The organism is Sphingomonas taxi, from assembly GCF_000764535.1.
GTDB classification, from domain to species: domain Bacteria; phylum Pseudomonadota; class Alphaproteobacteria; order Sphingomonadales; family Sphingomonadaceae; genus Sphingomonas; species Sphingomonas taxi.
The window spans coordinates 2072102-2098186 of record NZ_CP009571.1; the positions used below are offsets into that span (position 1 = coordinate 2072102).

The 26085-nt window shown below is 69.1% G+C and carries 26 protein-coding genes and 1 pseudogene; 8 read left to right on the top strand and 19 right to left on the bottom strand.

Features of this window, described 5'->3' with window-relative positions; translation table 11 throughout:
- Positions 1 to 191: 191 nt before the first annotated feature.
- From MC45_RS09275 to MC45_RS09305, 7 genes are all read right to left on the bottom strand, one after another.
- Positions 192 to 1607 (bottom strand): UDP-N-acetylmuramoyl-L-alanyl-D-glutamate--2,6-diaminopimelate ligase, encoded by a 1416-nt coding sequence (locus tag MC45_RS09275; RefSeq protein ID WP_038662177.1) that lies wholly within the window; start codon positions 1605 to 1607, stop codon positions 192 to 194.
- Between the two features lie 10 nt (positions 1608 to 1617).
- Positions 1618 to 3330 (bottom strand): peptidoglycan D,D-transpeptidase FtsI family protein, encoded by a 1713-nt coding sequence (locus MC45_RS09280; protein WP_038662181.1) that lies wholly within the window; start codon positions 3328 to 3330, stop codon positions 1618 to 1620.
- Positions 3327 to 3953: a hypothetical protein gene (locus MC45_RS09285; protein ID WP_038662184.1), complete on the bottom strand. Its 627-nt coding sequence runs from the start codon at positions 3951 to 3953 to the stop codon at positions 3327 to 3329. Before MC45_RS09285 ends, MC45_RS09280 begins: the two co-directional genes overlap by 4 nt.
- Entirely contained in the window at positions 3950 to 4888 is a 939-nt protein-coding gene (rsmH, locus tag MC45_RS09290; RefSeq protein ID WP_038662186.1) for a 16S rRNA (cytosine(1402)-N(4))-methyltransferase RsmH, read from the bottom strand. The genes MC45_RS09285 and rsmH overlap by 4 nt, the downstream gene beginning before the upstream one ends.
- The gene (locus MC45_RS09295) at positions 4885 to 5385 is read right to left on the bottom strand and encodes a division/cell wall cluster transcriptional repressor MraZ (protein WP_038662189.1); all 501 of its coding nucleotides are present in this window, start codon (positions 5383 to 5385) and stop codon (positions 4885 to 4887) included. Before MC45_RS09295 ends, rsmH begins: the two co-directional genes overlap by 4 nt.
- A gap of 295 nt (positions 5386 to 5680) precedes the next feature.
- On the bottom strand, positions 5681 to 5962 hold the full coding sequence (locus MC45_RS09300; protein WP_245640691.1) for a hypothetical protein: 282 nt from the start codon (positions 5960 to 5962) through the stop codon (positions 5681 to 5683).
- Positions 5963 to 6188: 226 nt separating this feature from the next.
- Positions 6189 to 7157, bottom strand: coding sequence for a cysteine synthase A (locus tag MC45_RS09305; protein ID WP_038662194.1), 969 nt, complete (start codon positions 7155 to 7157; stop codon positions 6189 to 6191).
- 157 nt (positions 7158 to 7314) lie between these two features.
- Here MC45_RS09305 and MC45_RS09310 point away from each other — a divergent pair, with 157 nt between their 5' ends.
- The 4 genes from MC45_RS09310 to aat all read left to right on the top strand — a co-directional run bounded on the left by MC45_RS09310 (position 7315) and on the right by aat (position 10296).
- Positions 7315 to 7701: a hypothetical protein gene (locus MC45_RS09310; protein ID WP_038662197.1), complete on the top strand. Its 387-nt coding sequence runs from the start codon at positions 7315 to 7317 to the stop codon at positions 7699 to 7701.
- 112 nt (positions 7702 to 7813) lie between these two features.
- Entirely contained in the window at positions 7814 to 8524 is a 711-nt protein-coding gene (locus tag MC45_RS09315) for a ParA family protein (protein ID WP_038662201.1), read from the top strand.
- A gap of 35 nt (positions 8525 to 8559) precedes the next feature.
- On the top strand, positions 8560 to 9174 hold the full coding sequence (locus MC45_RS09320; protein ID WP_038662208.1) for a glutathione S-transferase: 615 nt from the start codon (positions 8560 to 8562) through the stop codon (positions 9172 to 9174).
- Between the two features lie 390 nt (positions 9175 to 9564).
- Positions 9565 to 10296: a leucyl/phenylalanyl-tRNA--protein transferase gene (gene aat / locus MC45_RS09325; protein ID WP_038662212.1), complete on the top strand. Its 732-nt coding sequence runs from the start codon at positions 9565 to 9567 to the stop codon at positions 10294 to 10296.
- Between the two features lie 35 nt (positions 10297 to 10331).
- On the opposite strand, the pseudogene MC45_RS20055 reads toward aat, so the two are convergent.
- The 5 genes and pseudogenes from MC45_RS20055 to MC45_RS09350 all read right to left on the bottom strand — a co-directional run.
- A pseudogene (locus tag MC45_RS20055) lies at positions 10332 to 10766 on the bottom strand (DUF2155 domain-containing protein); the annotation flags it as partial.
- Positions 10766 to 11161: an NADH:ubiquinone oxidoreductase subunit NDUFA12 gene (locus MC45_RS09335; RefSeq protein ID WP_038662218.1), complete on the bottom strand. Its 396-nt coding sequence runs from the start codon at positions 11159 to 11161 to the stop codon at positions 10766 to 10768. The pseudogene MC45_RS20055 and the gene MC45_RS09335, both read right to left, overlap by 1 nt.
- A gap of 210 nt (positions 11162 to 11371) precedes the next feature.
- Positions 11372 to 11872, bottom strand: a complete 501-nt coding sequence (locus MC45_RS09340) for a DUF192 domain-containing protein (RefSeq protein ID WP_245640692.1) — start codon at positions 11870 to 11872, stop codon at positions 11372 to 11374.
- A 4-nt stretch (positions 11873 to 11876) separates the two neighbouring features.
- Positions 11877 to 12479: a cold-shock protein gene (locus tag MC45_RS09345; RefSeq protein ID WP_038662221.1), complete on the bottom strand. Its 603-nt coding sequence runs from the start codon at positions 12477 to 12479 to the stop codon at positions 11877 to 11879.
- Positions 12480 to 12543: 64 nt separating this feature from the next.
- Positions 12544 to 13074, bottom strand: coding sequence for a regulatory protein RecX (locus tag MC45_RS09350; protein ID WP_038662224.1), 531 nt, complete (start codon positions 13072 to 13074; stop codon positions 12544 to 12546).
- A gap of 97 nt (positions 13075 to 13171) precedes the next feature.
- On the opposite strand from MC45_RS09350, the gene MC45_RS09355 reads away from it, so the two are divergent.
- Both MC45_RS09355 and MC45_RS09360 read left to right on the top strand, forming a co-directional pair.
- Positions 13172 to 14947, top strand: coding sequence for a fatty acyl-AMP ligase (locus MC45_RS09355; RefSeq protein WP_038662227.1), 1776 nt, complete (start codon positions 13172 to 13174; stop codon positions 14945 to 14947).
- A gap of 304 nt (positions 14948 to 15251) precedes the next feature.
- Complete coding sequence (locus MC45_RS09360; protein WP_038662230.1) at positions 15252 to 17609, top strand: putative bifunctional diguanylate cyclase/phosphodiesterase; 2358 nt, start codon at positions 15252 to 15254, stop codon at positions 17607 to 17609.
- A gap of 202 nt (positions 17610 to 17811) precedes the next feature.
- On the opposite strand, the gene MC45_RS09365 is transcribed toward MC45_RS09360, so the two are convergent.
- From MC45_RS09365 to MC45_RS09390, 6 genes are read right to left on the bottom strand one after another with little or no spacing between them, the layout of a single operon-like run.
- Complete coding sequence (locus MC45_RS09365; RefSeq protein WP_038662233.1) at positions 17812 to 18156, bottom strand: DUF3140 domain-containing protein; 345 nt, start codon at positions 18154 to 18156, stop codon at positions 17812 to 17814.
- A 57-nt stretch (positions 18157 to 18213) separates the two neighbouring features.
- Positions 18214 to 19626, bottom strand: a complete 1413-nt coding sequence (locus MC45_RS09370) for a hypothetical protein (protein WP_081974397.1) — start codon at positions 19624 to 19626, stop codon at positions 18214 to 18216.
- Positions 19604 to 20998 (bottom strand): dihydrolipoyl dehydrogenase, encoded by a 1395-nt coding sequence (gene lpdA, locus MC45_RS09375; RefSeq protein ID WP_038662236.1) that lies wholly within the window; start codon positions 20996 to 20998, stop codon positions 19604 to 19606. Before lpdA ends, MC45_RS09370 begins: the two co-directional genes overlap by 23 nt.
- An 11-nt stretch (positions 20999 to 21009) precedes the next feature.
- Positions 21010 to 21384, bottom strand: coding sequence for an acyl-CoA thioesterase (locus tag MC45_RS09380; protein ID WP_052075807.1), 375 nt, complete (start codon positions 21382 to 21384; stop codon positions 21010 to 21012).
- A gap of 38 nt (positions 21385 to 21422) precedes the next feature.
- On the bottom strand, positions 21423 to 21638 hold the full coding sequence (locus MC45_RS09385; RefSeq protein ID WP_245640693.1) for a hypothetical protein: 216 nt from the start codon (positions 21636 to 21638) through the stop codon (positions 21423 to 21425).
- Between the two features lie 7 nt (positions 21639 to 21645).
- Positions 21646 to 23004, bottom strand: a complete 1359-nt coding sequence (locus tag MC45_RS09390) for a pyruvate dehydrogenase complex dihydrolipoamide acetyltransferase (RefSeq protein WP_038662242.1) — start codon at positions 23002 to 23004, stop codon at positions 21646 to 21648.
- Positions 23005 to 23115: 111 nt separating this feature from the next.
- Between MC45_RS09390 and MC45_RS09395 the strand changes: the two genes are divergently transcribed.
- Both MC45_RS09395 and MC45_RS09400 read left to right on the top strand, forming a co-directional pair.
- On the top strand, positions 23116 to 23571 hold the full coding sequence (locus MC45_RS09395) for a universal stress protein (RefSeq protein WP_038667032.1): 456 nt from the start codon (positions 23116 to 23118) through the stop codon (positions 23569 to 23571).
- Between the two features lie 59 nt (positions 23572 to 23630).
- A complete protein-coding gene (locus tag MC45_RS09400) occupies positions 23631 to 24917 on the top strand; it encodes a M20/M25/M40 family metallo-hydrolase (protein ID WP_038662244.1) in 1287 nt (428 codons plus the stop codon).
- Positions 24918 to 25202: 285 nt separating this feature from the next.
- On the opposite strand, the gene MC45_RS09405 is transcribed toward MC45_RS09400, so the two are convergent.
- The gene (locus tag MC45_RS09405) at positions 25203 to 26084 is read right to left on the bottom strand and encodes a D-alanyl-D-alanine carboxypeptidase family protein (RefSeq protein WP_052075598.1); all 882 of its coding nucleotides are present in this window, start codon (positions 26082 to 26084) and stop codon (positions 25203 to 25205) included.
- Between the last annotated feature and the right edge of the window lies 1 nt (position 26085).

Consider the following 26085-nt stretch of genomic DNA (forward strand, 5'->3'; position numbering starts at 1 on the left):
CTCTGCAAAAAGCCCTTCTGTGCTCCTGCGAAAGCAGGAGCCCAGGGTCGCTAACGCCATAAGACGTTGTTTTGCTTGGCTCTGGGCTCCTGCTTTCGCAGGAGCACTACGCTGATCTACCCGCGATGCGGCTTTTCGTAGAGGCCTCGAACACGTCCGGGGTGACGGGAGGGTTGGGCGGATGTCCCACCTCACGCCGCATACTCCCGCGCGACGCTGACGTCGTCGAAGGGCAGTTCCATGTCGCCGACGATCTGGCCCTGTTCGTGGCCCTTGCCGGCGATCAGCACGATATCCTGCGGCCCCGCCTCGGCGATCGCCTCGGCGATCGCCGCGCGGCGGTCGCCGATCTCGCGGGCGTTGGTCGCGCCCTTGAGGATCGCGGCGCGGATCGTCGCGGGATCCTCGGTGCGCGGATTGTCGTCAGTGACGATGGCGAGGTCGGCCTGCATCTGCGCGACCTGGCCCATCGTCTCGCGCTTGCCGGGATCGCGGTCGCCGCCGGCGCCGAACACGACGATCAGCCGGCCACCGGCATGCGGCTTGAGCGCGGCGATCGCCGCCTCGAGCGCATCGGGGGTATGCGCGTAATCGACATAGACCGGCGCGCCGCTGCGCGCGATCGCCGCCCGCTCCAGTCGGCCGCGCACCGGCTGCAGCCGCGCGAGATCTGCGATCGTCCGCGCCACGTCGCCGCCGGTCGCGATGACGAGGCCCGCGGCGACGAGCGCATTCGCCGCCTGATAGCCGCCGATCAGCGGCAGCGTGACGCGATGCGTCTCCCCCTCCGCCTCGATCGCCAGCCCCTGCCCCAGCAAGGTCGGGTCGCGTCCGACCAGCCGCAGCGTCGATCCGCGCTCGCCGACCGTCACCAACCGGTTGCCGCGCGCCTGCGCGAGGTCGATCACTCGCGCCGCATGCACGTCGTCGGCCCAGACCACCGCGGTGCCTTCGGGGCTGAGCACCTCGGAGAACAGGCGCAGCTTGGCGGTCAGATAGGCGCCCATGTCGCCGTGATAATCGAGATGGTCGCGGCTGAGGTTGGTGAAGGCCGCCGCGGCGACGCTCAGCCCCTCGGTGCGATACTGGACGAGGCCGTGGCTCGACGCCTCGAAGGCGACGTGCGTGATCCCCTCGCGCGCGAGGCCGGCGACGTTGGACAGGAAGGTGACGACGTCGGGCGTGGTCAACCCGGTCGTCACGCGCTCGTCGGCGGTGGTGACGCCAAGCGTGCCGATCGAGGCGGCATGCGCGCCCGCCATCCGCCAGAGCTGCCGCGTCATCTCGACGGTCGAGGTCTTGCCGTTGGTGCCGGTGACCGCGACCGCGACCTCCGGGAAGGGCGCGAAGAAGGTCGCCGCGGCGCGCGCGAACCGCTCGCGCGGATTGTCGTCGACGATCCCCACCGCGCCCTCGACCGGCACGCCGGGCCGCGTCACCACCGCGATCGCGCCCGAGCGGACGGCATCGGCGATATACTCCTCGCCGTTGACGCGCGCACCCTGGAAGGCGCCGAAGACGGTGCCGGGGGCGACCTTGCGATGATCGATCGCGAAGCCGGTGACGATCGCCTCTTCGCCGCCGCCGGTGAGTGCGCCCAGTCTCATTACACCCCCTTTAGTTGCCGCTGGCCAGCTTGCGCGTCGGGTCCTGCCAGATCAACGGCATCAGGTCCGACACGTCGATGTCCTGCCGCTCGTCGGGAACGACGCCGAGCATCGCGCCGACGCGCGAGATCGTCCGCCCGACGACGGGCGCAGCGTTCCACGCGGCGGTCTTCCAGCCGCCGGTTTCCTTCGTACCCTTGGGCGAATCGAGCATGGCGAGCACCACATAGCGCGGTGCGTCCATCGGGAAAGCCGCCGCGAACGTCGCGACGTTGCGCGAATGGTCGTAGCCGCCCGCCACCGCCGCCTCGGCGGTGCCGGTCTTGCCGCCGACGCGATAGCCCGGCGCCTCGCCCTTGCGGCCAGTACCCCGCAGCACGATCAGCCGCAGCATCTGCCGCATCCGCGCGCTGGTCTGTTCGCTGATGACGCGGCGGCCGACCGGCGCCTGCCCCGGCGCGACCTTCATCAGCGTCGCCGGCCGCCAGATGCCGCCGTTGACCAGTGCGGCATAGGCGCTGGCGAGATGCAGCGGCGTCACCGCGATGCCATGGCCGTAGGCGGTGGTCATCGTCGTGGTGCGCGCCCAATAGGTCGGCATCAGCGGCCGCCCCTTCTCGCGCAGTTCGATGTCGGGCTTGGTGTCGAAACCCAGTTTGCGGAACATCGCCTGCATCTTCTGCGGCCCGATCTCGTCGGCGATGCGCGCGGTGGCGATGTTGGACGAATAGATCAGCGTCTCCGGCATCGACAGCCAGCGCTGCGGATCGCCGCGCTCGTCATGGATGGTGAAGCCGCCGACCTTCAATGGGTGTGTCGCGTCGAACTTGCGGTTGAGCGTCACCGTGCCGGTGTCGATCGCGGTGGCGACGGTGATCGGCTTGAAGGTCGAGCCGAGCTCGAACACGCTCTGCGTGGTGATATTGCGCAGCTCTTCCGAGCCCGCCATACCGACGCGATTGGGATTGAACGTCGGCAGCGACACCATCGAGATCACCTCGCCGGTGGCGACGTCGAGGACGATGCCGCCCGCGCCGCGCGCGGAGAAGGTGTTCATCGCGCGGCTGAGTTCGCTCTCCAGCGCCGCCTGCACGCGCACGTCGATCGACAGCGCGACCGGCTGGCCCGCCTTGGTCGGGTCGAGCAGCCGCTCGTCGAGCACGCGCTCCATGCCGCTCATGCCGTGGCCGTCGGTCGACAGGAAGCCGAGCGCATGGCTCGCCATCGTCGATTGCGGATAGAGGCGCTGCGTCTCGCGCGCGAAGACCAGCGCGGGCTCGCCGATCGCATTGACCTGTTCGACCAGCGCCGGGCTGGCGCGGCGCTGCAGATAGACGAAGCTGACCGGGCGGGTGAGCTGGCCGTAGAACCACGCCTGATCGCCGCGATCGGGCATCAGCGCGGCGAGGCGGCTGGCGATCTCCATCTTGTCGCCGATGATCTGCTTGGGGTGGACCGCGATCGTCCAGGCGTCGATCGTCCGCGCCATCGGCGCACCGTTGCGATCGACGATATCGCCGCGCGCGGCAAGCGCGGCGACGCGCGCCTCCGCCTCGCCGCCCGACATCACGCCGAGCATCACCAGCCGGCCGATGACCAGCGTCACCGCCGCGGCGAAGAGCATCAGCAACATCATCAGCCGCATATGCGACGTCGCCACCAGCGCATGGCGCTGGGTGGCGTTGCGCCGTTGCTGTGCGGGCCGGGCGACGATGACGGTCAACGCTTGCGGGCCTCCGCGCGCGCGCTGCTGAGGATATCGCCGAGCGTCGTGTCGGACAGCAGCTTCCTGTCGAGCATCGCCACCGCCTGCGGCCGGACCTTGGCGACCGCGACCTTGGCGCGTGCCGCCTCGTTGAGCTTGGCGAGCATCGGCGCGCTCTTCTCGATCGCGGCGACCTTGATGACGGCGCGCTTGGCGGTCGGCAGCGCGGCGGCGACCTGGACGACGGCGGGCGCGGGCGTGGCGGCGGGGGCGGCGACGTTGACGGTGGCGAGCGACGGCACGACGAGCGCGGCCAGCTTGGTCCCCGGCGCGGTCACGCCGACCTGGTTGACGTCGAGGCTGGCGAGCGCGCCCTCGTCGGTGACGAACTGTCCGGCGACCGGCGCGGCAAGCGCCAGCGTCTCGCCGTTCCACTTTTCGAGCTGGGCGAGATTGGCGCGCGTCTCGAACTCGGTCTCCAGCGCGCGGATGTCGCGCTGCGCCGAATCGATCTTGCGGTCCATCGTCTCGAGCTTCTTGCGCTCCGCCGCGACCTGCAGCGACACCAGGTAGAAGCCGAGGACGATGGCGACGCAGCCACCGAACCACCCGATCCCCTTCAACCGATACGCCGCCGTCATGATGTCACCTCCGCCAGATTGCCATTGCCCCAAGCGGGCGCCGCCGTTCGCCGGGCGGTCCGCAACGTCGCCGAGCGCGCGCGGGGATTGCGCGCGACCTCGGCCTCGCCGGCGCGCACCGCGCGGCCGACGGCCTCGAAACTCGGGGCGATGCCCGCCGCCGCCTGCGGCAGGTGCCGCGAGCCGCCCGGCGCATTGCCCGACCGGTCGCGCAGGAAGCGCTTGACCAGCCGATCCTCCAGACTGTGGAAGGTGACGATCGCCAAGCGACCGCCCGGCTTCAAAACGCGCTCGGCCGCGGCGAGGCCGTCGGCGAGCTCGCCCAGTTCGCGGTTCACATGGATGCGAATCGCCTGGAAGGTGCGCGTCGCCGGGTCCTTCTTGTCGTGCGGGCGATGGCCGAGCGCCTTGCGCACGACATTGGCCAGTTCCGACGTGCGGGTCAGCGGGCGCGCGGCGACGATCGCGCGTGCGACGCGGCGCGACTTTGGCTCGTCGCCATAATGATAGAGGATGTCGGCGATCGCCTCTTCCTCGGCGGTGTTGAGGAAGTCGGCGGCGCTCGCCCCCTCCTGGCTCATCCGCATGTCGAGCGGGCCGTCCGACTGGAAGGAGAAGCCGCGCTCGGCCTGGTCGAGCTGCATCGACGACACGCCGATATCCATCGTCAGCCCGTCGACCGGCGCGTCGAGCGCCGCCTCCAGTGCCGAAAAGTCGCTATGGACGAGCGTCAGGCCGGGGATGTTCGCGGCGCGGCCCGCGGCGATCGCATCGGGGTCGCGGTCGAAGGCGACGACCTGCGCGCCGGTGGCGAGGATGGCGCGCGTATAGCCGCCGGCGCCGAAGGTCGCGTCGACGATCCGCTCGCCCGGGGCGGGGGCGAGCGCGGCGACGACCTCGTCGAGCAGCACGGGAATGTGCGGGGCGTCGCTCATAGCGCGATGCCCTTGTCCTGGCAGTAATAGCGGCAGGCGGCGACCATCTGCGGCGCGATGTTCGGCGTCGACAGCAAGGTCTTGGGGTCCCAGATCTCGATATAGTCGAGCGTGCCCCAGAAGAAGGCATGCGCCCCGATACCGGCATAGAAACGGGGAAAACCCGGCATGATGAAGCGCCCCGATCCGTCGAACGGCACGGCTTCGCCATTGGCTCCGCCGCGCTTGATATTGTGGTCGATCTTGCCGTCGGGACCGCGCGACAGCGCGACCCGCTCGTTCAGCTCGCGCTTGAGTTCGGCGAGATAGGCAGGATCGTAGGCGATCAGGCAGGGCTGGTCCTCGTGCGCGGCGATGATGACCGTGCCGCCGTCCTTGCCGTCGGGTCGCGGTGCATTCTCGGCCAAGGTCGAGCGGAGCGCATTGGGGATGGCGACGCGACCCTTGTCATCGACAAGAGCAAGTCCGCTTCCCTGATAATCGCCCCTTTCCGACACTGCCGTCTCGCACCCTGACGCGCACGGCTCACCGTTCCGAAAAACGACCCGTCGTCGCCGTTCGGCCTGTTGCGATGGACGCAACCGGTGATGCCTGCCCCGTTGACGCTGTTGGTATCAACAGCACCTCGGGGACGCAACGGGATTTTTGGGGAAAAGCGGGGAAACGGCCCCGTCGTCGCCTAGCCGGGTGGGCGCGCGCCCCACGACCGAGGCGACACGGCCTTGCTCGAAGGCAATAAAATGCATCTAATCAGATGGTTAGGCACAATCCCCGGATTTCCCCGGCGGCGCATCAGCGCGGCGCTTGACTGTTGCTGGTGGAGGGGGCGACGCCCAGTTCGGCGAGCGGCTCGCCCGATGCGCCCGCCGCGGCCGCAGCCGCGCCGGCGTTGGTCATGGCGATGTTGGCGACCACGTCGGCCTGCGCCGATCCGGCGGCGGCGATCGGCCGCTCGCGGGTGGCCGAGCCGAGGATGGCGCTGGCAACGGCGATCAGCAGCACCACGGCAACCAGGCCGATCACGCCGACCTTGATCCGTTGCATCGTCTGCTGGGTGTCTCGCACGGCTCTCATCTTGCCGCGCCTCTGTAACGGTTCGTCACCGGTTTGTCGAATAAGCGGTTGGCGGGGAGCCGCCAGGTGGTCCCAGCCTCACCCGCCAACCCGCCGTCACCCCGGACTCGTTCCGGGGTCCACTCTGCGGCGAGGAGAGCCGCAAGAGGCTCAAGGCGCACGCCTGCGGACGAGTGGACCCCGGAACGAGTCCGGGGTGACGGTTGGATGGTGACGGCTTCCGCTCCTATGCCAACCCCTTGGCGGCACGCCATTCGGGATCGTAGAGCGACGACAGATAGCGGAAGCCCGTATCGCACAGGATCGTCGCGATCCGCTTGCCCGGCCCGAGCCGCTCGGCGAGCCGCACCGCACCGGCGACGTTGATCCCCGACGACAGGCCGAGGCACAGCCCCTCCTCGTCGAGCAGCCGCCGTACCCAGCGATAGCCCTCCTGATCGGAGATGCGGAACTGGGTGTCGATCGGCGCGCCGTCGAGATTGGCGGTGATCCGCCCCTGCCCGATGCCCTCGGCGACCGACGAGCCCTCGGCGCGCAATTCGCCATGCGCGTAATATTCGTACAGCGCCGCGCCATGCGGATCGCTGAGCGCGATGCAGATGCTCTCGTCCTTGGCCTTCAACCCCAGCCCGACGCCGGCGATCGTCCCGCCGGTACCCGCCGCGCAGGTGAAGCCATCGATCCGCCCCTCCATCTGCTGCCAGATCTCCTCGGCGGTGCCGACGATATGCGCGCGGCGGTTGGCGACATTGTCGAACTGGTTCGCCCACAAGGCATTGTCGCGCTCCTCCGCGATCCGGCGCGAGGTGTGCACGAAATGATAGGGGCTGGCATAAGGCGCCGCCGGCACCAGCACCAGCTCGGCACCCAGCGCACGCAGCGTGTCCATCTTCTCGCGGCTCTGCGTCTCGGGCATGACGATGATTGTCCGATAGCCCTTGGCGTTGGCGACCAGCGCGAGGCCGATGCCGGTGTTGCCCGCCGTCCCCTCGACGATCGTGCCGCCGGGATGGAGCACGCCGCGCGCTTCCGCATCCTCGACGATGCCGAGCGCGGCGCGGTCCTTCACCGAGGCGCCGGGGTTGGCGAATTCGCACTTGCCGAAGATGTCGCATCCGGTCGCCTCGCTCGGCCCCTTCAGTCGGACGAGGGGGGTGTTGCCGATCAGGGCGAGGGTGTCGGGCGTGGTATGCATCGTCGCTAGATGGCGCGTGGCAGAGCCAGCGGCAAGCGAAGCTAAGCTTGGCGGCGGCCAAGCGGGGCGGCGTCCGTCGCATTTTCCCGAGCCAGCTCACATACGTCAGTCATCCTGCTTGACGCTCCTTGCTGCATGCGCGAAGCGTCGCGCCGCTATGAAGAGCCCCCTCCTCCTCTCCGCCACCGCCGCGCTGCTCGCGCTGGCGGCCTGCAACTCCAAGCCCAACTCGGCCGAGGTGCTCGACTCCAACCCCGATCCGATGGCCAACGCCCTCGCCAACCGCGGCCCGGTCGAGCTGCCGCCCGCGATCAAGGCGGAAAAGACCTTCCGCTGCAAGGACAACAGCTTGCTCTACGTCACCCTGTTCGAGGGCGACAAGCTGGCACTCGTCAAGACGTCGCAGACTGGTACCGCTACCCGCCTGACCGCCGAGAAGACGGGCGATCCGCTCGTCGCCGAGGGCGGCTGGAAGCTGACCGGCGATCCCAAGACGATCACCGTCACCCAGCCGGGCAAGCCGTCGCAAAGCTGCAAGTCGTAAGCTGCGGCACCGCACAACGTTTCCGGGCCGGTGGAGCGATCCGCCGGCCCTTTTGCGTGGGCGTCGGCGATCGACCGTTGCCGGAATAGGTCCATTCCGGTACGTCGCTGGCATGGCGACGATCGCGATCTACAGTTCGAAGGGCGGCGTGGGCAAGACCACGCTGTCGGTCAACCTCTCCTACAGCAGCGCCGCCTTGTCGAAGCGGCGCACCATCCTGTGGGATCTCGATCCGCAGGCGGCGAGCAGCTGGGTGCTCGGCCGGACGCCCGTCGGCGACCAGGCGCGTGCGCTGTTCACCAAGGATGCCAAGCCCGCGGCGCACACCCGCCCCACCGACATTCCGCTGCTCGACCTGATCGCCGCCGACGATTCGCTGCGCACGCTCGACCTCGTGCTGCACGATATCGGCAAGCGCCGGCGGCTCGACCGGCTGATCGAGCAGATCGGCGATTACGACCATGTCCTGCTCGATTGCCCGCCCGGCCTGACGGAGACCAGCGAACAGGTGATCCGCGCCGCCGACCTCATCGTCCTGCCGGTGATCCCCTCGCCCTTCGCGCAGCGGGCGCATGACGAGGTGATCCGTCACCTCGGCGGCAAGGTGCCGGTGTTGCCGGTCCATATGATGGTCGACCGCCGCCGCCGGCTCCACGCCGATGCGCTCGCCGCCCACCCCGACTGGCCGGCGATCCCGATGGCGAGCGCGGTCGAGGCGATGGCCGAGCATCGCGCCCCGGTCGCGACCTATGCGCCGCGGTCGGCCGCGGCGGCGGCGTTCGCCCGATTGTGGACGACGATCGAAAGCCGGCTGACCAAATAGCGTCCCATATCATCCGCTCGTTCGAAGGACTGCCCATGCGCCTGATCGGCATGCTTGATTCACCCTATGTCCGCCGGGTGGCGATCTCGATGACGGCGATGGGCCTGACGTTCGATCACGAGCCTTTATCGGTGTTCCGCGACGTCGCGGCGTTCGGCGCGATCAACCCCACCGTCAAGGCGCCGACGCTGGTCACCGACGACGGCGTCGTGCTGATCGAATCGACGCTGATCCTCGACTGGCTCGAACGGATCGTGCCGGCGGAGCGCCGCCTGCTGCCGGACGATCCCGCCGCCTTTCTCGCGTCGCAGCGCGTGATCGGGCTGGCGCTCGCCGCCTGCGAGAAGACGGTGCAGATCGTCTACGAGACCAACCTGCGGCCGGCGGAGAAGCAGCACCAGCCCTGGCTCGACCGGGTGCAAGAGCAATTGCTGGCGGCGTACGATTTGCTCGAGGCGGCCTATGCCGGGGTCGACGACTGGCTCGTCGCGGGCCGATGGACGCAGGCGGACATCACCACGGCGGTCGCCTGGCGCTTCACCGGCAGCAAGCTGGGCGACGTCGTGCCCCCGGCGCGCCATCCGGCCCTCGCCGCCCTCTCCGCGCGCGCGGAAGCGACGGCGGAATTCGCGGCGCTGCCGCTGGAATAGGGCGTGATCGATATTCATCGATGCCGCGACCGCGACACCGTCTCTCCGTCACCCCGGACTTGATCGAGCTCCCTGCAAAAGCCGCCATCACCGATACATGGGTGCAGTGCTCCTGCGAAAGCAGGAGCCCAGAGCCAAGCAAAACAACGCCTTTATGGCGTTCGGGACTCCTGGGCTCCTGCTTTCGCAGGAGCATTGTGTGGCTTCCGTCGAGGGCTCGACCGGGGTCCCGCTACGTGCCGGTCGGGAAGAAGCGGGACCCCGGGTCGAGCCCGGGGTGACGCGAAGTACGAAGCTTGGACAGCTGACATGGGCGGGAAACCGCCAGAAGGCCGAGCCGCGACTCGCCCCCACTTGCACCGCCGCATCGGCTGCGCCACCTCAGCGGTGATGGAGACACTCGATCCGCACCTCGTGCTCGGCGCCTATGCGGTCGGCGTCTTCCCGATGGCGGACGATCGCAAGGCCGCCAGCGTCTATTGGGTCGAGCCGCGCAGCCGCGCGATCCTGCCGATCGACGGCTTCCGCGTGTCGCGCTCGCTGCGCAAGACGATCGCGCGCGACCGGTTCCGCGTCACCGCCGACACCGCCTTCGAACGGATGATCCAGCTCTGCGCGGAAAGCGCCGAGGATCGCCCGGAGACGTGGATCAACACCGGCATCGAACGGGCCTTCGTCGCGCTGCACCGCATGGGCTTCGCGCATGCGATCGAATGCTGGGAGGGCGACGAGCTGGTCGGCGGCCTCTACGGCCTCGCGCTCGGTCGCGCCTTCTTCGGCGAATCGATGGTCAGCCGCCGTACGGATGCGTCCAAGGTCGCGCTCGCCTGGCTGGTCGCGCGGCTCAAGGTCGGCGGCTTCACCTTGCTCGACTGCCAGTTCCAGACCTCGCACCTCGCCTCGCTGGGCGCGGTGGAGATCGACCGGAAGGATTATTGCGCGTTGCTTGCCGGTGCGCTGGAGGGGACGATCGGCTCGTCGGGGGTGGTATCGGCATCGTCCGCCGCCGGCGACTTCTTCGCGCTCGACCGGTTGCCCGTCGCCTCGCCACCGGACAGCGAGGTCGTGTCCGGACCGGTTGCCGGCCACGACATCGTGCAGCTCTTGGTCCAGACGTCGTAGACCGGGTGCTGGACGACGTTGAGCGACGGCCGTTCCTTGAACAGCCAGCCCGAAAACGCCCGCCGCCAATGCCGGTCGCTGCCGCGGACGTCGAGCTGCACGAACGCACCGGTGAGCTGATCCTGCTCCCAGGGTGCGGTATGTTCGCAGGCCCGCAGCCGGACGATCGCATCGCCGACGCGGACCGCCTGCCCGGGCCGCAGCGTCAGGTCGCGACTGACGCCGTTGCGCTTGTTGAGCAGGCCGACCACGGCCACCCGCTGTGCCATCGGCGTGCCACCGGTCGGCAAAGCGACGTCGGTGGTCGCGACGGTCTCGATGCCCTCGCTCTGGTTCGCCTCGCTCGGCGCGAAATCCTGTACGGCGACGGCGCGGTCGGCTTCGTCCGACCGCTGCCACGCGCGATAGCCGAACACCGCGGCCAGCCCCAGCACCACCAGCAGGACGCCGGCGGCGAGCCAGCGTCGCATCACCCTTCGGGCGTCCAGGCTTCGTAGTCGCCGGTCGCGGCGGCGCGCTTGCCGCCCTTCTCGAGCGCGCCCGAGGGGCGATAGGCGAGCGGCGTACCGGTCATGTTGGGCACCGCCGGCTTCTGCCACGGCCGCGGCGCGGGCATCGCGCGAGCGGGCACGTCGTCGATCTGATGATGCAGCCAGCTGAACCATTCGGGCGGCACGCGGCTGGCGTCGTTGGCGCCCTCGTAGATCACCCAGCGGCGCACGCGGCCGCTGCCGTCCTTGCCCCCCTGATAATAGACGTTGCCGAGCGAATCGGTGCCGACCTGCGCCATGCCGCGCAAGCCGTAGAGCATCGTGCCCCAGGATGCGCCGTTCCACCAGGTGAAGGGATTGAGGTTGATGCCCATGATGCGCCTGCGCTTACCCGCTGCGGCGGCGGCCTTCAACCGGGATCGTCGTCCGCTCGCCAGCCAGCTCGTTTCGTCGCTGGGCCGGGACCGCCGGATGATGCCCGTTGGTCGGCGTAGCGGCTCCCTGTCGAGACCCCGTTCGCCCATTTCCGTCATGCTGGACGGGTCTTTGGCGATCGTTCGAACGCCAAAGACCCTCACCGGCGCTCACTTCGCCCAGGTCACCCTGTCGCCTTCGGCGATGCCGAGGTCCGCGGCGCGGCCGCCGACCAGTTCGAGCACGGCGGCGACCGGCTCGCGCGAGGGCACCGGCGTCTCCGAAAAGGGCACGGTGTTCTCCGCGATGATCGCGATCGTGCCGTCGGCGCGGATGAACAGGATGTCGAGCGGGGTCGGCGTGTTCTTCATCCAGAAGTTCGCCTCGCGCGGGCCGCCGCCTTCGGCCGGATAGGGCGCGAAGAGCATGCCGCCGTCGGGCTTAAGATCCGTGCGGTACATCAGCCCGCGCGCCTGCTCGGCCGCCGTCGTCGCCCGCTCGACCTGAAAGACGTGCGCGCCGTTGGCGCTGGTGATCGTCACCGGCAGCAGCGCCTTCGCCGTCGCGTCGGTCGGCGGCGTGCGGGTGAACACCCCTTGCTGGATCGCCACGCCGCCCGCGCCTAGCCCCAGCACCGCGACGATCGCCAGCATCGCCTTCGATCCGATCACGCGTTCAGCCCTCCTCGACGGTGACCGCGAGCGGTCCCTTGCGGCCGGCGACGATGCGCGCACGCAGCCGCTGCTCGGGCTCGACCGCGGCGATGCCGGCGCGGCGCAGCGTCTCCATATGGACGAACACGTCGCTGCCGTCGCTGTCGCGGACCAGGAAGCCATAGCCCTTCAGCCGGTTGAACCATTTGACCGCAGCGCCTTCGAACGGCCCGGCCTCGTCGATCAGCGCGACCGGATCGACCCGGTCGGCGGCGCGCGGCGCCCGCGGCGCATCCTCGACGGCGTTCGACAGATCGATCGCGATCACCTCGCGTGCCTGATAGCCGCGGCCGCGCTGCACCGCGAGCGTCTCGACCCGTGCGCCCTCGGGCAGGCTGCGGCGGCCGTACGGCTGCAAAACGGAGAAGTGGATCAGCACGTCGCCCAGCGACCGGTCGTCGGCGACCGCGAAGCCGAAGCCGCGCGTGACGTCGAACCATTTGATTACGCCGGCGATGGCGATCGGCCCCTCGCCCTCATTCGTCGCGGCTTGCAGACCAGCACGCGCGCCGGGCATCCCCCCGTCGTCGCGCTCGTCGCCCTCCCGTTGCGGCTCGCTACGCATCACTGCACCCCTATGGACGCTACGCTAGCACGGTTCATCGCTGCTGCAATTGCGAAAGGGACGTTTACCCGATTTCTCCGAACTCGCTTTCGTCCCGCGCTGCGACAATCCGGCGCGACAAATCCATTGCATGTCCGGCCCGGAGCATCGCCGCGAGTTGCTTGTCGCGGACCGCGCGATCGTCGTTCGGCGGCCCGAACGGCCCGATCCGCTTGCGCCGTGCGAAGGTGAGCGCCGCCGCCTCGGCCTGTTCGTGGATCTGCGGCGCCAGATCCTCCGTATCCGCCTCGCCGATATGGGCGTGGCGCAGCGCCATCGTCACCCGCCGCGCGCCGAGCCCGCGCCGGGTCAGCGCCGCCGCCTTGCTCTCCGCGTACAGCCGGTCGTCGACATAGCCGAGATCCGCCATCCGCTGCGCCAGCGCCTGCGGGTCGGCGGCATCGCCGTCCCAGCCGCGTTCGCGGATCTTGCGGTGGAGATAGTCGGCCAATTTGCCGCGCGTCGTCGCGAAGCGTTCGACGTAGCGCAGCGCCATCCGCTCCAAAGCGGCGGCATCGAGCGGGGGAAGAGTACGCCGTTCCTGCCTCATGGCCATGTTGTTGCCACAGTGGCGCTCGATTTAGAACGATGATCGCGCGTTATAGCGCACAGTGAAGATGGTTTCGCCCCGTGGCGAGTGAACAGGATTTTGTATGACCGAGCAGTCCGCGCCCTCGCCGACGCCCCAGATGGCGGCCACGCCGACGCTGGACGACCTGCCCCGTCGCTATGCCGATTTCGCCACGCTCGGCGAGGCGCTGGATTATGCCGCCACGGGCGTGCGCGGCCTCAACTTCCACGATGCCCGCGGTGCGCTCGCCCGTGCCTATCCGTTCGCCGAGCTGCGCCGCGACGCGATCGCGATGGCGCATCGCCTGATCGCCGCCGGCGTGCAGCCCGAGGACCGGATCGCGCTGGTCGCCGAAACCGGACCGGAATTCGCCGCCCTGTTCTTCGGTGCGGTCTATGCCGGCGCCTGGCCGGTGCCGCTGCCGCTGCCGACCTCGTTCGGCGGGCGCGATTCCTATATCGAACAGCTCCGCGTCCAGCTCGCGAGCTGCGAGCCGAAGATGCTGATCTTCCCGCCTGAGCTTGCCGCGATGGCGGCCGAGGCGGCACGGCTCGCGGGGACCGAGGGGATCGACTGGTCCGACTTCGCCGCACGTCCGGCGGTCGCGGCGCCGCTGCCGCAGGCGGACGGAGAGGCGATCGCCTATCTGCAATATTCCAGCGGCTCGACGCGCTTCCCGCACGGCGTCGCGATCACGCACCATGCGCTGCTCAACAATCTCGCTGCGCACAGCCACGGCATGGAGATCGCCGCCGACGGCACCGATCGCTGCGTCAGCTGGCTGCCCTGGTATCACGACATGGGGCTCGTCGGCTGTTTCCTGTCGCCGATCGCCAACCAGGTCTCGACCGATTATCTCAAGACCGAGGATTTCGCGCGCCGCCCGCTCGCCTGGCTCGACCTCATCAGCCGCCACGACGGCACGACGCTGAGCTATTCGCCGACCTTCGGCTATGACATCTGCGCGCGCCGCATGTCGTCGCAGACCAAGGCGTCGCAGCGGTTCGACCTGTCGCGCTGGCGCGTCGCCGGCAATGGCGCCGACATGATCCGCCCCGACGTGATGCAGGCGTTCGTCGACGCCTTCGCCGATGCCGGCTTCAAGGCGAGCGCCTTCCTGCCGAGCTACGGCCTCGCCGAGGCGACGCTGGCGGTGTCGTTGATGCCGCCGGGCGAGGGCATCCGCGTCGAGCTGGTCGAGGAGACGCAATTGTCGGGCGGCGGCGATTCGCTCGCCGCCAACGACGGTCCGCGCCCGCAACGCTTCCGCGCGATCGTCAATTGCGGCAAGCCGGTGCGCGACATGACCGTCGAGATCCGCGAGGAAGACGGCACCCCCCTGCCCGACGGCGCGATCGGCAAGCTCTGGTGCAAGGGACCGAGCGTGATGGTCGGCTATTTCCGCGACGCCGCGGCGACCGACGCCTGCATGAGCGACGGCTGGCTCGATACCGGCGACATGGCCTATATGTCGAACGGCTACATCTACATCGTCGGCCGCGCCAAGGACATGATCATCGTCAACGGCAAGAACCACTGGCCGCAGGACATCGAATGGGCGGTCGAGCAGCTGCCCGGCTTCAAGGCGGGCGACATCGCCGCCTTCGCGATCACCACGCCCGGCGGCGAGGAGACGCCCGCGGTGCTCGTCCAGTGCCGCAGCAGCGACGAGGCCGAGCGCCAGCGGCTGCGCGAGGAGATTCGCGAGCGCGTCCGCTCGGTGACGGGCATGAATTGCGTGATCGAGCTGATCCCGCCGCGCACGCTGCCGCGCACCAGCTCGGGCAAGCTGTCGCGCGCCAAGGCCCGCAACCTGTATCTGAGCGGCGACATCAAGCCTTACGCGATCGCGGCCTGACGGCGGGCGGACGGGGTTTCCAAAACGGGGCTACCGCCCTGTCCTCCCCCTCCGTCAGCGCTTCGCGCTGCCACCTCCCCCTGGCGGGGGAGGACTTCTCAAATCCTCCCCCGCCAGGGGGAGGTGGCACGGCGCAGCCGTGACGGAGGGGGAGGATACGGCCAAGCCTTTTCATGCATCCGCCGCGTCCCACAATCGAATGTCCCCCGACGATCCTCCAATTCGGTGAAGTAACTGGCATTTCGGATGAAATCTCAATCCGGTTCTAACACTCCGTCAACCTTGACCGGGTAACCCCCCGCGGGTGAATCAAGAAACCGCGCCTGCCTCGGATCCCAGCGCGATCCGCTTCTCTCAGCTGCTGGGGTTTCGCGACGGCGACGACGCCGCGCATTGGGCGCGTATCCGCTCGACGCAACTGGACGCCGGCCGCCAGCTCGCCTTGCTGCTGCTCTGCGCGAATCTGATCGGCGCGGCGACCACCGTGTCGCTGTTCGCGACGCAGGTGTCGGCATGGTGGCTGGGCGGCTGGGCGATGCTCGTCGCGGCGGTGTCGGTCACCGTCGCGATGCGCCGGCTCAGCACGCGGCATCGCGACGGCGGCTATGCCACCCAGGCCGACCTGCGCGCCACCGCGATCGAGGGCGTCGCGCTCGCCGTCGCCTGGTCAATCCCCTGCCTGATCTTCAACACCCATCCCGGGTCCAACAGCGCCTATGTGCTGTGGATGATCCTTTCGGTGCTGATGACCGCCGGTGCGGTCGCGATGGCACCGCTGGCGCTCGCCACGATCGCCTTCGTCGGCGGGCTCGGCCTGTCGGTGACGGTGAAGCTGGTGACAATCGGCAGCTATGCCGCGGCCTGCGCGACGTCGATCTTCACCGTGATGCTGATCGTCGTCTGCCTCAACCGCGCCCGCTCGCTGGTGGTGATCCGCGCCAGCCAGATCGCGCTGGCGGAACGCGACGAGACGGTCAGCCTGCTGCTGCGCGAGTTCGAGGAGACCAGCGCCGACTGGCTGTGGGAAACCGACGCCGCCCGCCGCGTCGTCAAGGCTTCGCCCCGCTTCGCTTATGCCTGCCGGCTCGATCCGGTCACCATCGAAGGCATGCCCTTCCTCCAGGTGCTCGCCGGACCGACCTGGGACACCGGCGAATTCACCCCCGGCCTGCGCGCCCTCGCCGACAAACTGAAGACGCGCGACAGCTTCCGCGACCTGCGGCTGTCGCTCACCGTCGACGGCGAGGAGCGCTGGTGGGAACTCGCTGCCAGCCCGCGGTTCGACGAAAACGGGTCCTTCTGCGGCTTCCGCGGCGTCGGCTCGGACGTCACCGAACAGCGCGCTTCGGCCGACAAGATCAACCGGATGGCCCGCTTCGACACGCTCACCGGCCTGCCCAACCGCTTGATGGTCAACGAGACGCTGGCGCGGGCGATGGCGGAGGCGGACAAATGGGGCGGCCGCTGCGCATTCATGATGATCGATCTCGACCGGTTCAAGGCGGTCAACGACACGCTCGGCCATCCGATCGGCGATCGCCTGCTCAGTCGCGTCGCCGAACGGTTGGCGCAGTTGATGGGCGACAACGAGACCTGCGGCCGGCTCGGCGGCGACGAATTCGCGGTGGTGATGCGCGATGCGACCAACAGCAGCGCGGTCGAGGCGCTGGCGCAGCGGATCATCGAGACGCTGTCGCGCCCCTATGAGGTCGATGCCAACACGCTCTACATCGGCGCGTCGGTGGGCCTCGCGATCGGCCCGCGCGATGGCCGCACCGCGGAGATGCTGATCCGCTCCGCCGATCTCGCGCTCTATCGCGCCAAGGATGCCGGCCGCGGCGTCTACCACGCCTACGAGCCCGAGCTTCACGTCCAGGCGGAGGAGCGCCGCGTCCTCGAAATGGCGCTGCGCCAGGCGCTCGAACGCGGCGAGATGCACCTCCACTACCAGCCGGTGGTCGATGCCGCGACCGGCAGCCTCACCGGGTTCGAGGCGCTGCTGCGCTGGCATAGCCCGCAATTCGGCGACGTCTCGCCCGCCAAGTTCATCCCGCTCTCCGAAGAGGCGCGGCTGATCCAGCCGATCGGCGAATGGGTGTTGCGCACCGCCTGCGCCGAGGCGGCGCGCTGGCCGTCGCACGTCCGCGTCGCGGTCAACGTCTCCGCCGACCAGTTGCAGAACCCCGGCTTCGTCACCGTCGTCACCTCGGCGCTGGCCGACAGCGGCCTGTCGGTCGAGCGGCTCGAACTCGAGGTGACCGAGAGCGTCTTCATGCACGAAGGGCTCGGCGCGACCAAGGTGCTCGAACGCATCCTCGACCTCGGCGTGCGGCTCAGCCTCGACGATTTCGGCACCGGCTATTCGTCGCTCGGCTATCTCTCGCGCACCCGCTTCTCGTCGATCAAGATCGACCGCAGCTTCGTCCAGAGCGCCTCGCGCGGCGTCAAGGAAGCGATCGCGATCATCCGTGCCGTCGTCGCGCTGGCGCAGAGTCTCGGCATGGCGACCACCGCGGAAGGCGTCGAGACCGAGGCCGAACACCGGATGGTGCAGGATCTGGGCTGCACCAAGGTCCAGGGCTTCTATTTCGGCCGCCCCCTCCCCGTCGAGGAAGCCCGCGCCGTCGCCGGCCGCCGCTGGGACAGCGACGTCGCCGCTTAGGGAAATCCGGCCCCCACTGCCGTCCGACCCCCCATCGCCGTTCGCCCTGAGCCTGTCGAAGGGCAGATGGGACTCACGGTGCTTCGACAAGCTCAGCACCAACGGGGTTGTTGATCGTGAAGGATCGTGGCCCAGCCCCGCCGCCTCAAACGGGTTGGTGATCCGGAGGCGGGATGGCGCCCCAAGCTGCCCGGTTGCCCGCCTACTTCAGCGGATCATGCCCCCAGTTCATCAGCGAGTAGCGCCAGTCGCTCTGCGCCTTGTCCTTGTCCGGGCCGCCCTGGGCGAGATGGCGGTGCACGTAGCCGACCACCTTCTTCATGTGCGCGTAATCGGCGTCGGTCCGGTCGGCCTTCTTCTTGCGCTTGATCGCGACGATGTGGCGGCCGGAGGCATGGCCGACGCTCTCGCCCTTGCCGTCGCCGTCCTCGCCCTTCCAGCCGACGCGCTTGCTGTCGTCGCTGTCGAGGAAGCGCTCCAGCTCGGCCGGCGCCATGTTGACCGCCTCGTCGAACGCCTGTTCGATCGCCGCGTGATCGTCCGCCATGTCTCGCTCTCCTTTTGCCCCTCCAACGTCGTGGTGCGGTCAAGGGTTGCGGACGGGTCAGCCGAGCATCCCGGCATAGGTTTGTGGCGCCTCCGGCAGCACCACGCGCGCGACGACGCCGACCAGCAGCACCGCGACCAGCAGCAGCGTGACCGCGCGCGGCCAGCGCCGCGGCCCGAGCAACAGCCAGCCAATCGCCGTCGCGGTCAGCGTCCACAGATGGTAGCGCAGGTCCGAGGCGATGCTGATCACCGCGAAACTCGCCTCCATCGTCAGCGCCGAGGTGAATAAGGCGCACGCCAGCGTGTCGTCGCCGCGTCCACGCAGCGCGCAGCACAGGCCGGCGATCGCCACCACCACCCAGACGATCGGCCAGCCCAGCGGCGTTTCCATCAGCCACGCGCCGAGCGACTGCCAGAGCTTGGCGAGCGCACCGGGCTCGCCGAAGCCGAGCGTATTGGGCTCGCTCGCGCGCAGCGGCGCGCTGCCGAGCCAGTGACGCGGCACCCACAATCGCTCGGTCGAGTTGAGATGCGCCAGCCGGTGTTCCGTATAAGCGATGGGGTGGCGCAGGATCATGCCGGCGAGACGGACGTAGAGCGTTCCGGCCGGCTCGGCGCGCAACGGCGCGACGAGCGTCTCGCAACGCCGCGGCTCGCCGAGCGGGTCCCAGAAATAGGGGCGGACGCAGTGTCTGGCACGGATCGCGGCGAGCGTCGCGGCGGGCAGGCCGACGGTGGTGTCGCCCGTCGCCACGCCGATGCCGGTGAGATCGTAGAGCGCCTGCGTCTGCTCGACGCCGCTGCGCTGCGCGCCCAGCAGTCCGTGGTTGATCGGCGAGGACAGACCGATCGCTGCGGCGATGCCGAGCAGCGCCACGCCGGCCCGCGCGATCCCGCGCGGCCAGGGCGACAGCATCACGATCAGCGGCACCACCGCGAAGGGCGCGTTGGCGCGCACCAGCATCGCATAACCGCACAGCAACGCCGCCACCGCGAGGGCCGGGCCGGGCAGCGGCCGGTTGCGCAGCCGCCACCAGCCGAGGATCCCGGTCGCCGCCAGCAGCGCCGCCGACATCTGCAGATCCTTGAGCACGACGCCTTGCCAGCCGAGCAGCGGCGGCCAGCAACCGACCGCCAGCACCGCCCACGCCGCGCCGCGCCGCCCGCGCGCGGCGAGCGCCGCGGCGAACGATCCCAGACCCAGCCAGTAAGCGGCGAGTTGCAGCGCGAGCATCGGCGCCGGGCCGTGATCGCCGAACAGCGACCAGAGCCGCGCCATGATCGGCGGGTGCCAGTCGTCATACCGCCCGCTCGTCGCCTGCGCATATTGGGCGAGGCTGTCATAGGCGACATAGCCCGGCCAGAAGAGCGCGAGCGAGGCGGCGAACAGCAAAGCCGCCGCGACGCCGATCGTGCGGGCGGCGCGGCGGTCGGCGGGTATGATCCTAGAAGTGAAGCGCGCGACCATAAGCGCCGAGCACGCTTTCGTGCATCATCTCGCTAAGCGTCGGATGCGCGAACACCGTTTCCATCAGCTCGTGCTCGGTCGTCTCGAGCTGACGCGCGATGACATAGCCCTGGATCAGCTCGGTCACTTCCGCGCCGATCATGTGCGCGCCGAGCAGTTCGCCGGTCTTGGCGTCGAACACCGTCTTGACGAAGCCCTCCGCCTCGCCGAGCGCGATCGCCTTGCCGTTGCCGATGAACGGGAATTTGCCGACCTTCACTTCATGGCCGGCTTCCTTGGCCTTGGCTTCGGTGAAGCCGACGCTGGCGACCTGCGGACGCGAATAGGTGCAGCCGGGGATGTTCCACGTCTCGAACGGATGCGGGTCCTGCCCGGCGATCTTCTCGATGCAGACGATGCCCTCGTGGCTCGCCTTGTGCGCCAGCCACGGTGCGCCGGTGACGTCGCCGATCGCGTAGATGCCCTCGACGTTGGTGCGGCCGAAGCCGTCGACCTTGATATGGCCGCGCTCGGTCTCGACGCCCAATGCTTCCAGCCCAATGTTCTCGGTGTTCGGCACGATGCCGATCGCGACGATCGCATGGCTGAACTCGGTCTCGGTGACCTTGCCGTCGGCGCCCTTGATCGCCGCGGTGACGCCGTTGGCGCCGCTTTCGAGCTTTTCGAGCCCCGATTTGGTGAGGATCTTGATCCCCTGCTTGGTCAGCGCCTTGGTCATGAACTCGCTGACCTCGGCATCCTCGACCGGCAGGATCCGGTCGAGCATCTCGACGATCGTCACGTCGGCGCCCATGTCGTTGTAGAAGCTGGCGAACTCGACGCCGATCGCGCCCGAGCCGATGACCAGCAGCTTGGTCGGCATCACCTCGGGCACCATCGCATGGCGATAGGTCCAGATGCGCTTGCCGTCGGCCTTGGCGAACGGCAGGTCGCGCGCGCGCGCGCCGGTTGCGACCATGATGTGCTTGGCTTCGAGGTCGAGCGTCTTGTCGCCCTGCTTGACCTGCAACTTACCCTTGCCGGTCAGCGCGCCGACGCCCTCAAACACCTGGACCTTGTTCTTCTTCATCAGGCCCTTGACGCCGGCGTTGAGCTGGCCGGCGACCTTGCGGCTGCGATCGACGATCTTGCCGAGGTCGAAGCCGACATTGTCCGCCTTGAGGCCGTAGGAATCGGCATGGGTCATGTAATGATAGACTTCCGACGTGCGCAGCAGCGCCTTGGTCGGGATACAGCCCCAGTTGAGGCAGATGCCGCCCAGCCGCTCGCGCTCGACGATGCCGACCTTGAGGCCGAGCTGGCTCGCCCGGATCGCCGCGACATAGCCGCCCGGACCCGAACCGAGGATGAGGAGGTCGAAGGTATCAGCCACGTTGGAAGTCCTTACCGGGGAGGTTCATGGATGTGATCGGGGATATGATCGGGCAGCGGCGCGACGCGGCGCGGTGCCCGGTTCTCGTCGGTGGCGACGAAGACGAAGCGTGCCTGCGTCACCTTGGTGGAATCCTCAAGGTGGCGGGCGCGACGCCACGCCTCGACCTCGATCGTCATCGACGTGTTGCCGACCGCGACCAGCCTCGCATAGACCGACACCTCATCGCCGACGAGCACCGGCGCATGGAATTTCATCGCGTCGCAGGCGATCGTCACCGCGCGGCCACCGGCGTGACGCGACGCCACCGAGCCGGCGGCAAGATCCATCTGGCCCATCAGCCAGCCGCCGAAGATGTCGCCATAGGGATTGGCGTCGCCCGGCATCGCCGTGACGCGGATCGTCGGGGAACCCTGGGGCAAGGTCACACACGCCTCCTGTCGATCGCGCGGGCGCGACGCAGCGGACCGATGCTCATCAGCACCGCCGCCGCCATCGCCCCCGCGCCACACCACCAGATCGTCTCATAGCCGAGCGGATAGGCCCAGGCCGCCGCCCACGTCATCGCCGCGGCGGCGACCAGTCCGGCGGCGAGATGGAGCAGCTCGATCGCCGTGCGGGAGGTGGGCGTCCGCGCCACGATCGCCTCAGGCAAGCATGCCGAGCGGACGCTCGACCAGCTCCTTGAACGCCTTCATCAGCTCGGCACCGTCGGCACCGTCGATCGCGCGATGGTCGAAGCTGCCGGTCGCCGACATCACCGTCGCCACCGCCAGCTCGCCGTCGACGATATAGGGCCGCTTCTCGCCCGCACCGATCGCCATGATCATGCCCTGCGGCGGATTGATCACCGCCTCGAACTGCTTGATCCCGAACATGCCCATGTTGCTGATCGACGCGGTGCCGCCCTGGAATTCCTCGGGCTTCAGCTTGTTGTCCTTGGCGCGTGCGGCAAGGTCCTTCACCTCGGTCGAGATCGCCGACAGGCTCTTGGTGTCGGCGCCGACGACGATCGGCGTGATCAGGCCCGACGGCGTCGACACCGCGACCGAAATGTCGGCACGCTTGAAGCTGATGAGCTGGTCGGGCGTGAACATCACGTTGCACTTGGGCACCGCGATCAACGCGGCGGCGAGCGCCTTGATCAGCAGGTCGTTGACCGACAGTTTGACGCCGCGGCTCTCCAGCGAGGCGTTGAGCTCGCCGCGCAGCTTGAGCAGCGCGTCGAGCTGAATATCCACCGTCAGATAGATGTGCGGCACGGTCTGCTTCGACTCGGTGAGGCGCCGCGCGATCGTCTTGCGGATGTTGCTGAGCTTGGTCGCCTCGTGCGGGATATCCGGCACGGCCGCGGGCTTCGCTGCGGGCGCAGGTGCGGCGGCAGCGGCGGGCGCCGCGTCGCGCGTCGCGGCGGCGGGCGCTGCGGCACCGGGCTTGGCGCTCTCGACGTCGGCCTTGACGATGCGACCGTTGGGGCCGGAGCCGGTCACGCCCGACAATTCGATGCCCTTCTCGGCGGCGATACGGCGTGCGAGCGGGCTCGCCTTGACGCGTTCGCCCGATGCGGGGGCAGCGGCCTTGGGCGCCTCGCCGGTATCGGCGGGCTTGCCGTGATCCTCGGCCTGCGTGATCGTGCGGTCGGCGGGCTCGGCCTCACTGCCAGTCTTGTTGGGGTCGGCCGGGTTCGGCTTGGCTTCCGATTCCTTCGCCGCGGGGGCGGGCGTGTCGCTCTTGGTCGGGGCGGACACCGATGCGGCATCCTCGCCCTCTTCGGCGAGGATCGCGATCACCGCGCCGACCTTCACATTGTCCGTACCCTCGGCGATCAGGATCGTGGCGATCACGCCTTCGTCCACCGCCTCGAATTCCATCGTCGCCTTGTCGGTTTCGATTTCGGCCATGATGTCGCCGGACTTGACGCTATCGCCTTCCTTGACGAGCCACTTGGCGAGCGTGCCCTCTTCCATCGTCGGCGACAGCGCGGGCATCTTGATCTCGATCGACATGCAGGTCCTCTTGCCTGGGGAGCAGGTGGCTCCCTTCGCGCTCCTGACGCGGGGGGTCAAGTCTTGCGCGCCGCTCGCCCACGCGGCACGAAGCGGAAAAGGGGCGAAATGATGCGTATCTATCTCGTGGTGGTCGATGACAGCCCGGAAGCGGAGATCGCGCTGCGCTTCGCCGCGCGCCGCGCGGTGAAGACCGGTGGCGGGGTCGAGATCCTCACCCTGCTGCCGCCGCAGGAGTTCATCGCCTTCGGCGGCGTCCAGGCGACGATCGAGGAAGAGGCGATGCAGCACGCCGAAGGACTGGTCGCGGCCGCCGCGGGCACGTTGGTCGAGGAATCGGGGCTGCGCCCGGCGATCACCGTCCGCCAGGGCGACGGCCCGAAGATCATCCGCGAGATGATCGCCGCCAATCCCGACATCGCCGCGCTGGTGCTCGGTGCCGCGCCGGCGGGGGCGCCGGGCAAGCTGGTCAGCCATTTCGCCGGGTCCGATGCCGGCGCGCTGCCGGTGCCGGTGATGATCATCCCGGGCTCGCTCAGCCGCGAGGCGATCGACCGGCTGAGTTGATCGTCGTCGCAAGGGCTTGAGGGGGTTGAGCGCCACGTCGCGGCGCGTCACACTGCCTGATGATCATCGCCCCGCTCCTCGCCGCCGCCGCGGTCGCCGCCGCGCCTCTGCCCTCCCCCAGCCCCGCGCGGCTCAAGGCCAGCGTCAGCGCGCTCGTCGGCTTCGGCACCCGCCACACCTTGTCCACCACCACCGATCCCAAGCGCGGCATCGGCGCGGCGCGCAACTGGGCGGCGCAGCAGTTCGAAGCGATCGGCCGCGACTGCGGCGGCTGCATCAAGGTCGAGCGGATCAGCCGGCGCTTCACCGGCCCTCGCGCACCGGACGGCGTGATCGTCGAGGACGTGCTCGGCATCCAGCCGGGCCGCGATCCCAACCGGGTGGTGATCATCGGCGGCCATATCGACAGCCGCGTCACCGACGTGATGGACGCGACCAGCGACGCGCCCGGCGCCAACGACGACGCCTCGGGCGTCGCGCTCGTGCTCGAGACCGCCCGCCTGCTGTCGAAGCGCAAATTCGACGCGACGATCGTCTACGTCGCCTTCTCCGCCGAGGAACAGGGATTGTGGGGCGCCGAGCTGCTCGCCGACACCGCCGCGACGCGCGGCTGGCAGGTCAGCGCGATGCTCAACAACGATATCGTCGGCAACAGCATCGGCCAAAGCGGCGTCCGCGACGCGAACCGCGTGCGCGTCTTCTCGGAAGGCATACGCGCGTCCGAAGACCTGCCGCAGCAGCAGCGCCGCCGCGGCGAAGGCGGCGAGGACGACGGCCCCAGCCGCGCGCTCGCCAAGACGATCGACGGCATCGCCGATGCGATCCCCGGCGGCTTCGACGTGGTGATCGACCGCCGCCCGGACCGATTCGGCCGCGGCGGTGACCACGAGCCCTTCCTCAAGCGCGGCTATCCGGCGGTGCGCTTCTCCGTCGGCGCGGAGAATTGGGACGCACAGCATCAGGACCTGCGTACAGAAAAGGGCATCGTCTACGGCGACACGATCGACCGGATGGATTTCGCCTATCTGGCGAAGGTCACCGCGATCAACGCCGCGACCCTCGCGCGCCTCGCCGCCGCCCCCGCCGCGCCGGCGAGCGTCGGGCTGGTCGGCGACCTCTCTCGCGACACGCAGGTGAGCTGGGCGCCGGTGCCGGGCGCGGTCGGCTACCGCATCCGCTGGCGCGCGAACGACACCGCCGCCTGGGCGAAGTCGAAGGACGTAACCGGGACGAACGCGACGATGCCGCAACTGCCCGTGGACGACACGTTCTTCGCAGTGTCGTCGCTCGGCGCGGACGGCAGCGAGAGCCTGCCGACCTTCGGCGGCCGCGCACCGCGGCGGTAAGGCCCCTCTCTCGTCATCTCCGGCAAAAGCCGGGATGACGAGAGAGGGCTATCGCATCGGGACGTTCGTGCGGGCCTGCCGTCTTCCAAGACCACCCCGTCACCCCGGACTTGTTCCGGGGTCCACCCGGCGGCGAGGAGAAAGGCTTGATTCGACACCATTCCCTCGCGGACCGGTGGACCCCGGAACAAGTCCGGGGTGACGGATTCCATGAGGAAACCGATCGGCCATCATAATCGCAGCCATATGCGATCGTCTTGAGTGACGGAGGGGACGATGCCGCCCTTACCGACCCTTGCTCAGCCATTCCTCCAGCGTATCCGGCCGCTCGCCGCGCTCCGGCGCGCGCTCCGGTTCGGCGAACCCTTCGGTCAGCATCTGCGCAACGCGGCGGTCGCGCAGCGCCACCGAGCGCTCGCCGATCACCACCGCGATCAGCCGCCGGCCGCCGCGCTTGGCCGAGGCCGCCAGCGCGAATCCCGCTTCGGCGGTATAGCCGGTCTTGATCCCGTCGGCGCCGGGATAGGCGCCGAGCAGGTGATTGTGGTTCTGCACGCGCCGCCCCGCCCAGCTGAACGATCGCGTGCCGAAGGCGGCATAGCGGCCGGGATGGTCGCGCAGCAGCGCCATCGACAGCCGCGCGATGTCCTGCGCCGTCGTCAGATTGGCGCCGGGCAGCCCGGTCGCATTGGTGAACGACGTATCCTGCAGTCCCAGCGCCCGCGCCTTCTGGGTCATCATCCGCGCGAACCGGTCCTCGGTACCGCCGATCCGCTCGGCGAGCGCCACCGCGACATCGTTGGCGGAGATCACCGCGACCGCGCGGATCGCCTCCTCGACCGTCATCGACGCGCCCGGCCGCATGCCGACCTTTGACGGCTGCATCGCCGCGGCATAGCGCGAGAAGCGCACCGCATCGCCCGGCCGCAGCGTCCCCGCATCGAGCGCGTCGAAGGTCAGGAACAAGGTCATCATCTTGGTCAGCGACGCCGGCCGGCGGACGATGCCGGCATTCTCCGCGAACAGCACGGTGCCGTCGCGCGCATCGACGAGGATCGCCGACACCGGCCGCGTCACCGCCGCCGCCGGCACCGCCGCGGCGAGGCCACCCAATAAGACCAGGGCGCCGCACCAGCCATGGACCGTGCGGCGCGTCACCGTCGTCATG

Coding starts and splice junctions, on each gene's coding strand:
- MC45_RS09380 (WP_052075807.1), bottom strand. CDS start 21,384: ATGCCGGGCGACGCCAATCCCTATGGCGACATCTTCGGCGGCTGGCTG.
- aat (WP_038662212.1), top strand. CDS start 9,565: ATGGAGACACTCGATCCGCACCTCGTGCTCGGCGCCTATGCGGTCGGC.
- MC45_RS09305 (WP_038662194.1), bottom strand. CDS start 7,157: ATGCATACCACGCCCGACACCCTCGCCCTGATCGGCAACACCCCCCTC.
- MC45_RS09350 (WP_038662224.1), bottom strand. CDS start 13,074: ATGGCCATGAGGCAGGAACGGCGTACTCTTCCCCCGCTCGATGCCGCC.
- MC45_RS09285 (WP_038662184.1), bottom strand. CDS start 3,953: ATGACGGCGGCGTATCGGTTGAAGGGGATCGGGTGGTTCGGTGGCTGC.
- MC45_RS09395 (WP_038667032.1), top strand. CDS start 23,116: ATGCGTATCTATCTCGTGGTGGTCGATGACAGCCCGGAAGCGGAGATC.
- MC45_RS09405 (WP_052075598.1), bottom strand. CDS start 26,084: ATGACGACGGTGACGCGCCGCACGGTCCATGGCTGGTGCGGCGCCCTG.
- MC45_RS09310 (WP_038662197.1), top strand. CDS start 7,315: ATGAAGAGCCCCCTCCTCCTCTCCGCCACCGCCGCGCTGCTCGCGCTG.
- MC45_RS09365 (WP_038662233.1), bottom strand. CDS start 18,156: ATGGCGGACGATCACGCGGCGATCGAACAGGCGTTCGACGAGGCGGTC.
- MC45_RS09370 (WP_081974397.1), bottom strand. CDS start 19,626: ATGGTCGCGCGCTTCACTTCTAGGATCATACCCGCCGACCGCCGCGCC.
- MC45_RS09400 (WP_038662244.1), top strand. CDS start 23,631: ATGATCATCGCCCCGCTCCTCGCCGCCGCCGCGGTCGCCGCCGCGCCT.
- MC45_RS09320 (WP_038662208.1), top strand. CDS start 8,560: ATGCGCCTGATCGGCATGCTTGATTCACCCTATGTCCGCCGGGTGGCG.
- rsmH (WP_038662186.1), bottom strand. CDS start 4,888: ATGAGCGACGCCCCGCACATTCCCGTGCTGCTCGACGAGGTCGTCGCC.
- MC45_RS09300 (WP_245640691.1), bottom strand. CDS start 5,962: ATGAGAGCCGTGCGAGACACCCAGCAGACGATGCAACGGATCAAGGTC.
- MC45_RS09390 (WP_038662242.1), bottom strand. CDS start 23,004: ATGTCGATCGAGATCAAGATGCCCGCGCTGTCGCCGACGATGGAAGAG.
- MC45_RS09275 (WP_038662177.1), bottom strand. CDS start 1,607: ATGAGACTGGGCGCACTCACCGGCGGCGGCGAAGAGGCGATCGTCACC.
- MC45_RS09315 (WP_038662201.1), top strand. CDS start 7,814: ATGGCGACGATCGCGATCTACAGTTCGAAGGGCGGCGTGGGCAAGACC.
- MC45_RS09355 (WP_038662227.1), top strand. CDS start 13,172: ATGACCGAGCAGTCCGCGCCCTCGCCGACGCCCCAGATGGCGGCCACG.
- MC45_RS09345 (WP_038662221.1), bottom strand. CDS start 12,479: ATGCGTAGCGAGCCGCAACGGGAGGGCGACGAGCGCGACGACGGGGGG.
- MC45_RS09335 (WP_038662218.1), bottom strand. CDS start 11,161: ATGGGCATCAACCTCAATCCCTTCACCTGGTGGAACGGCGCATCCTGG.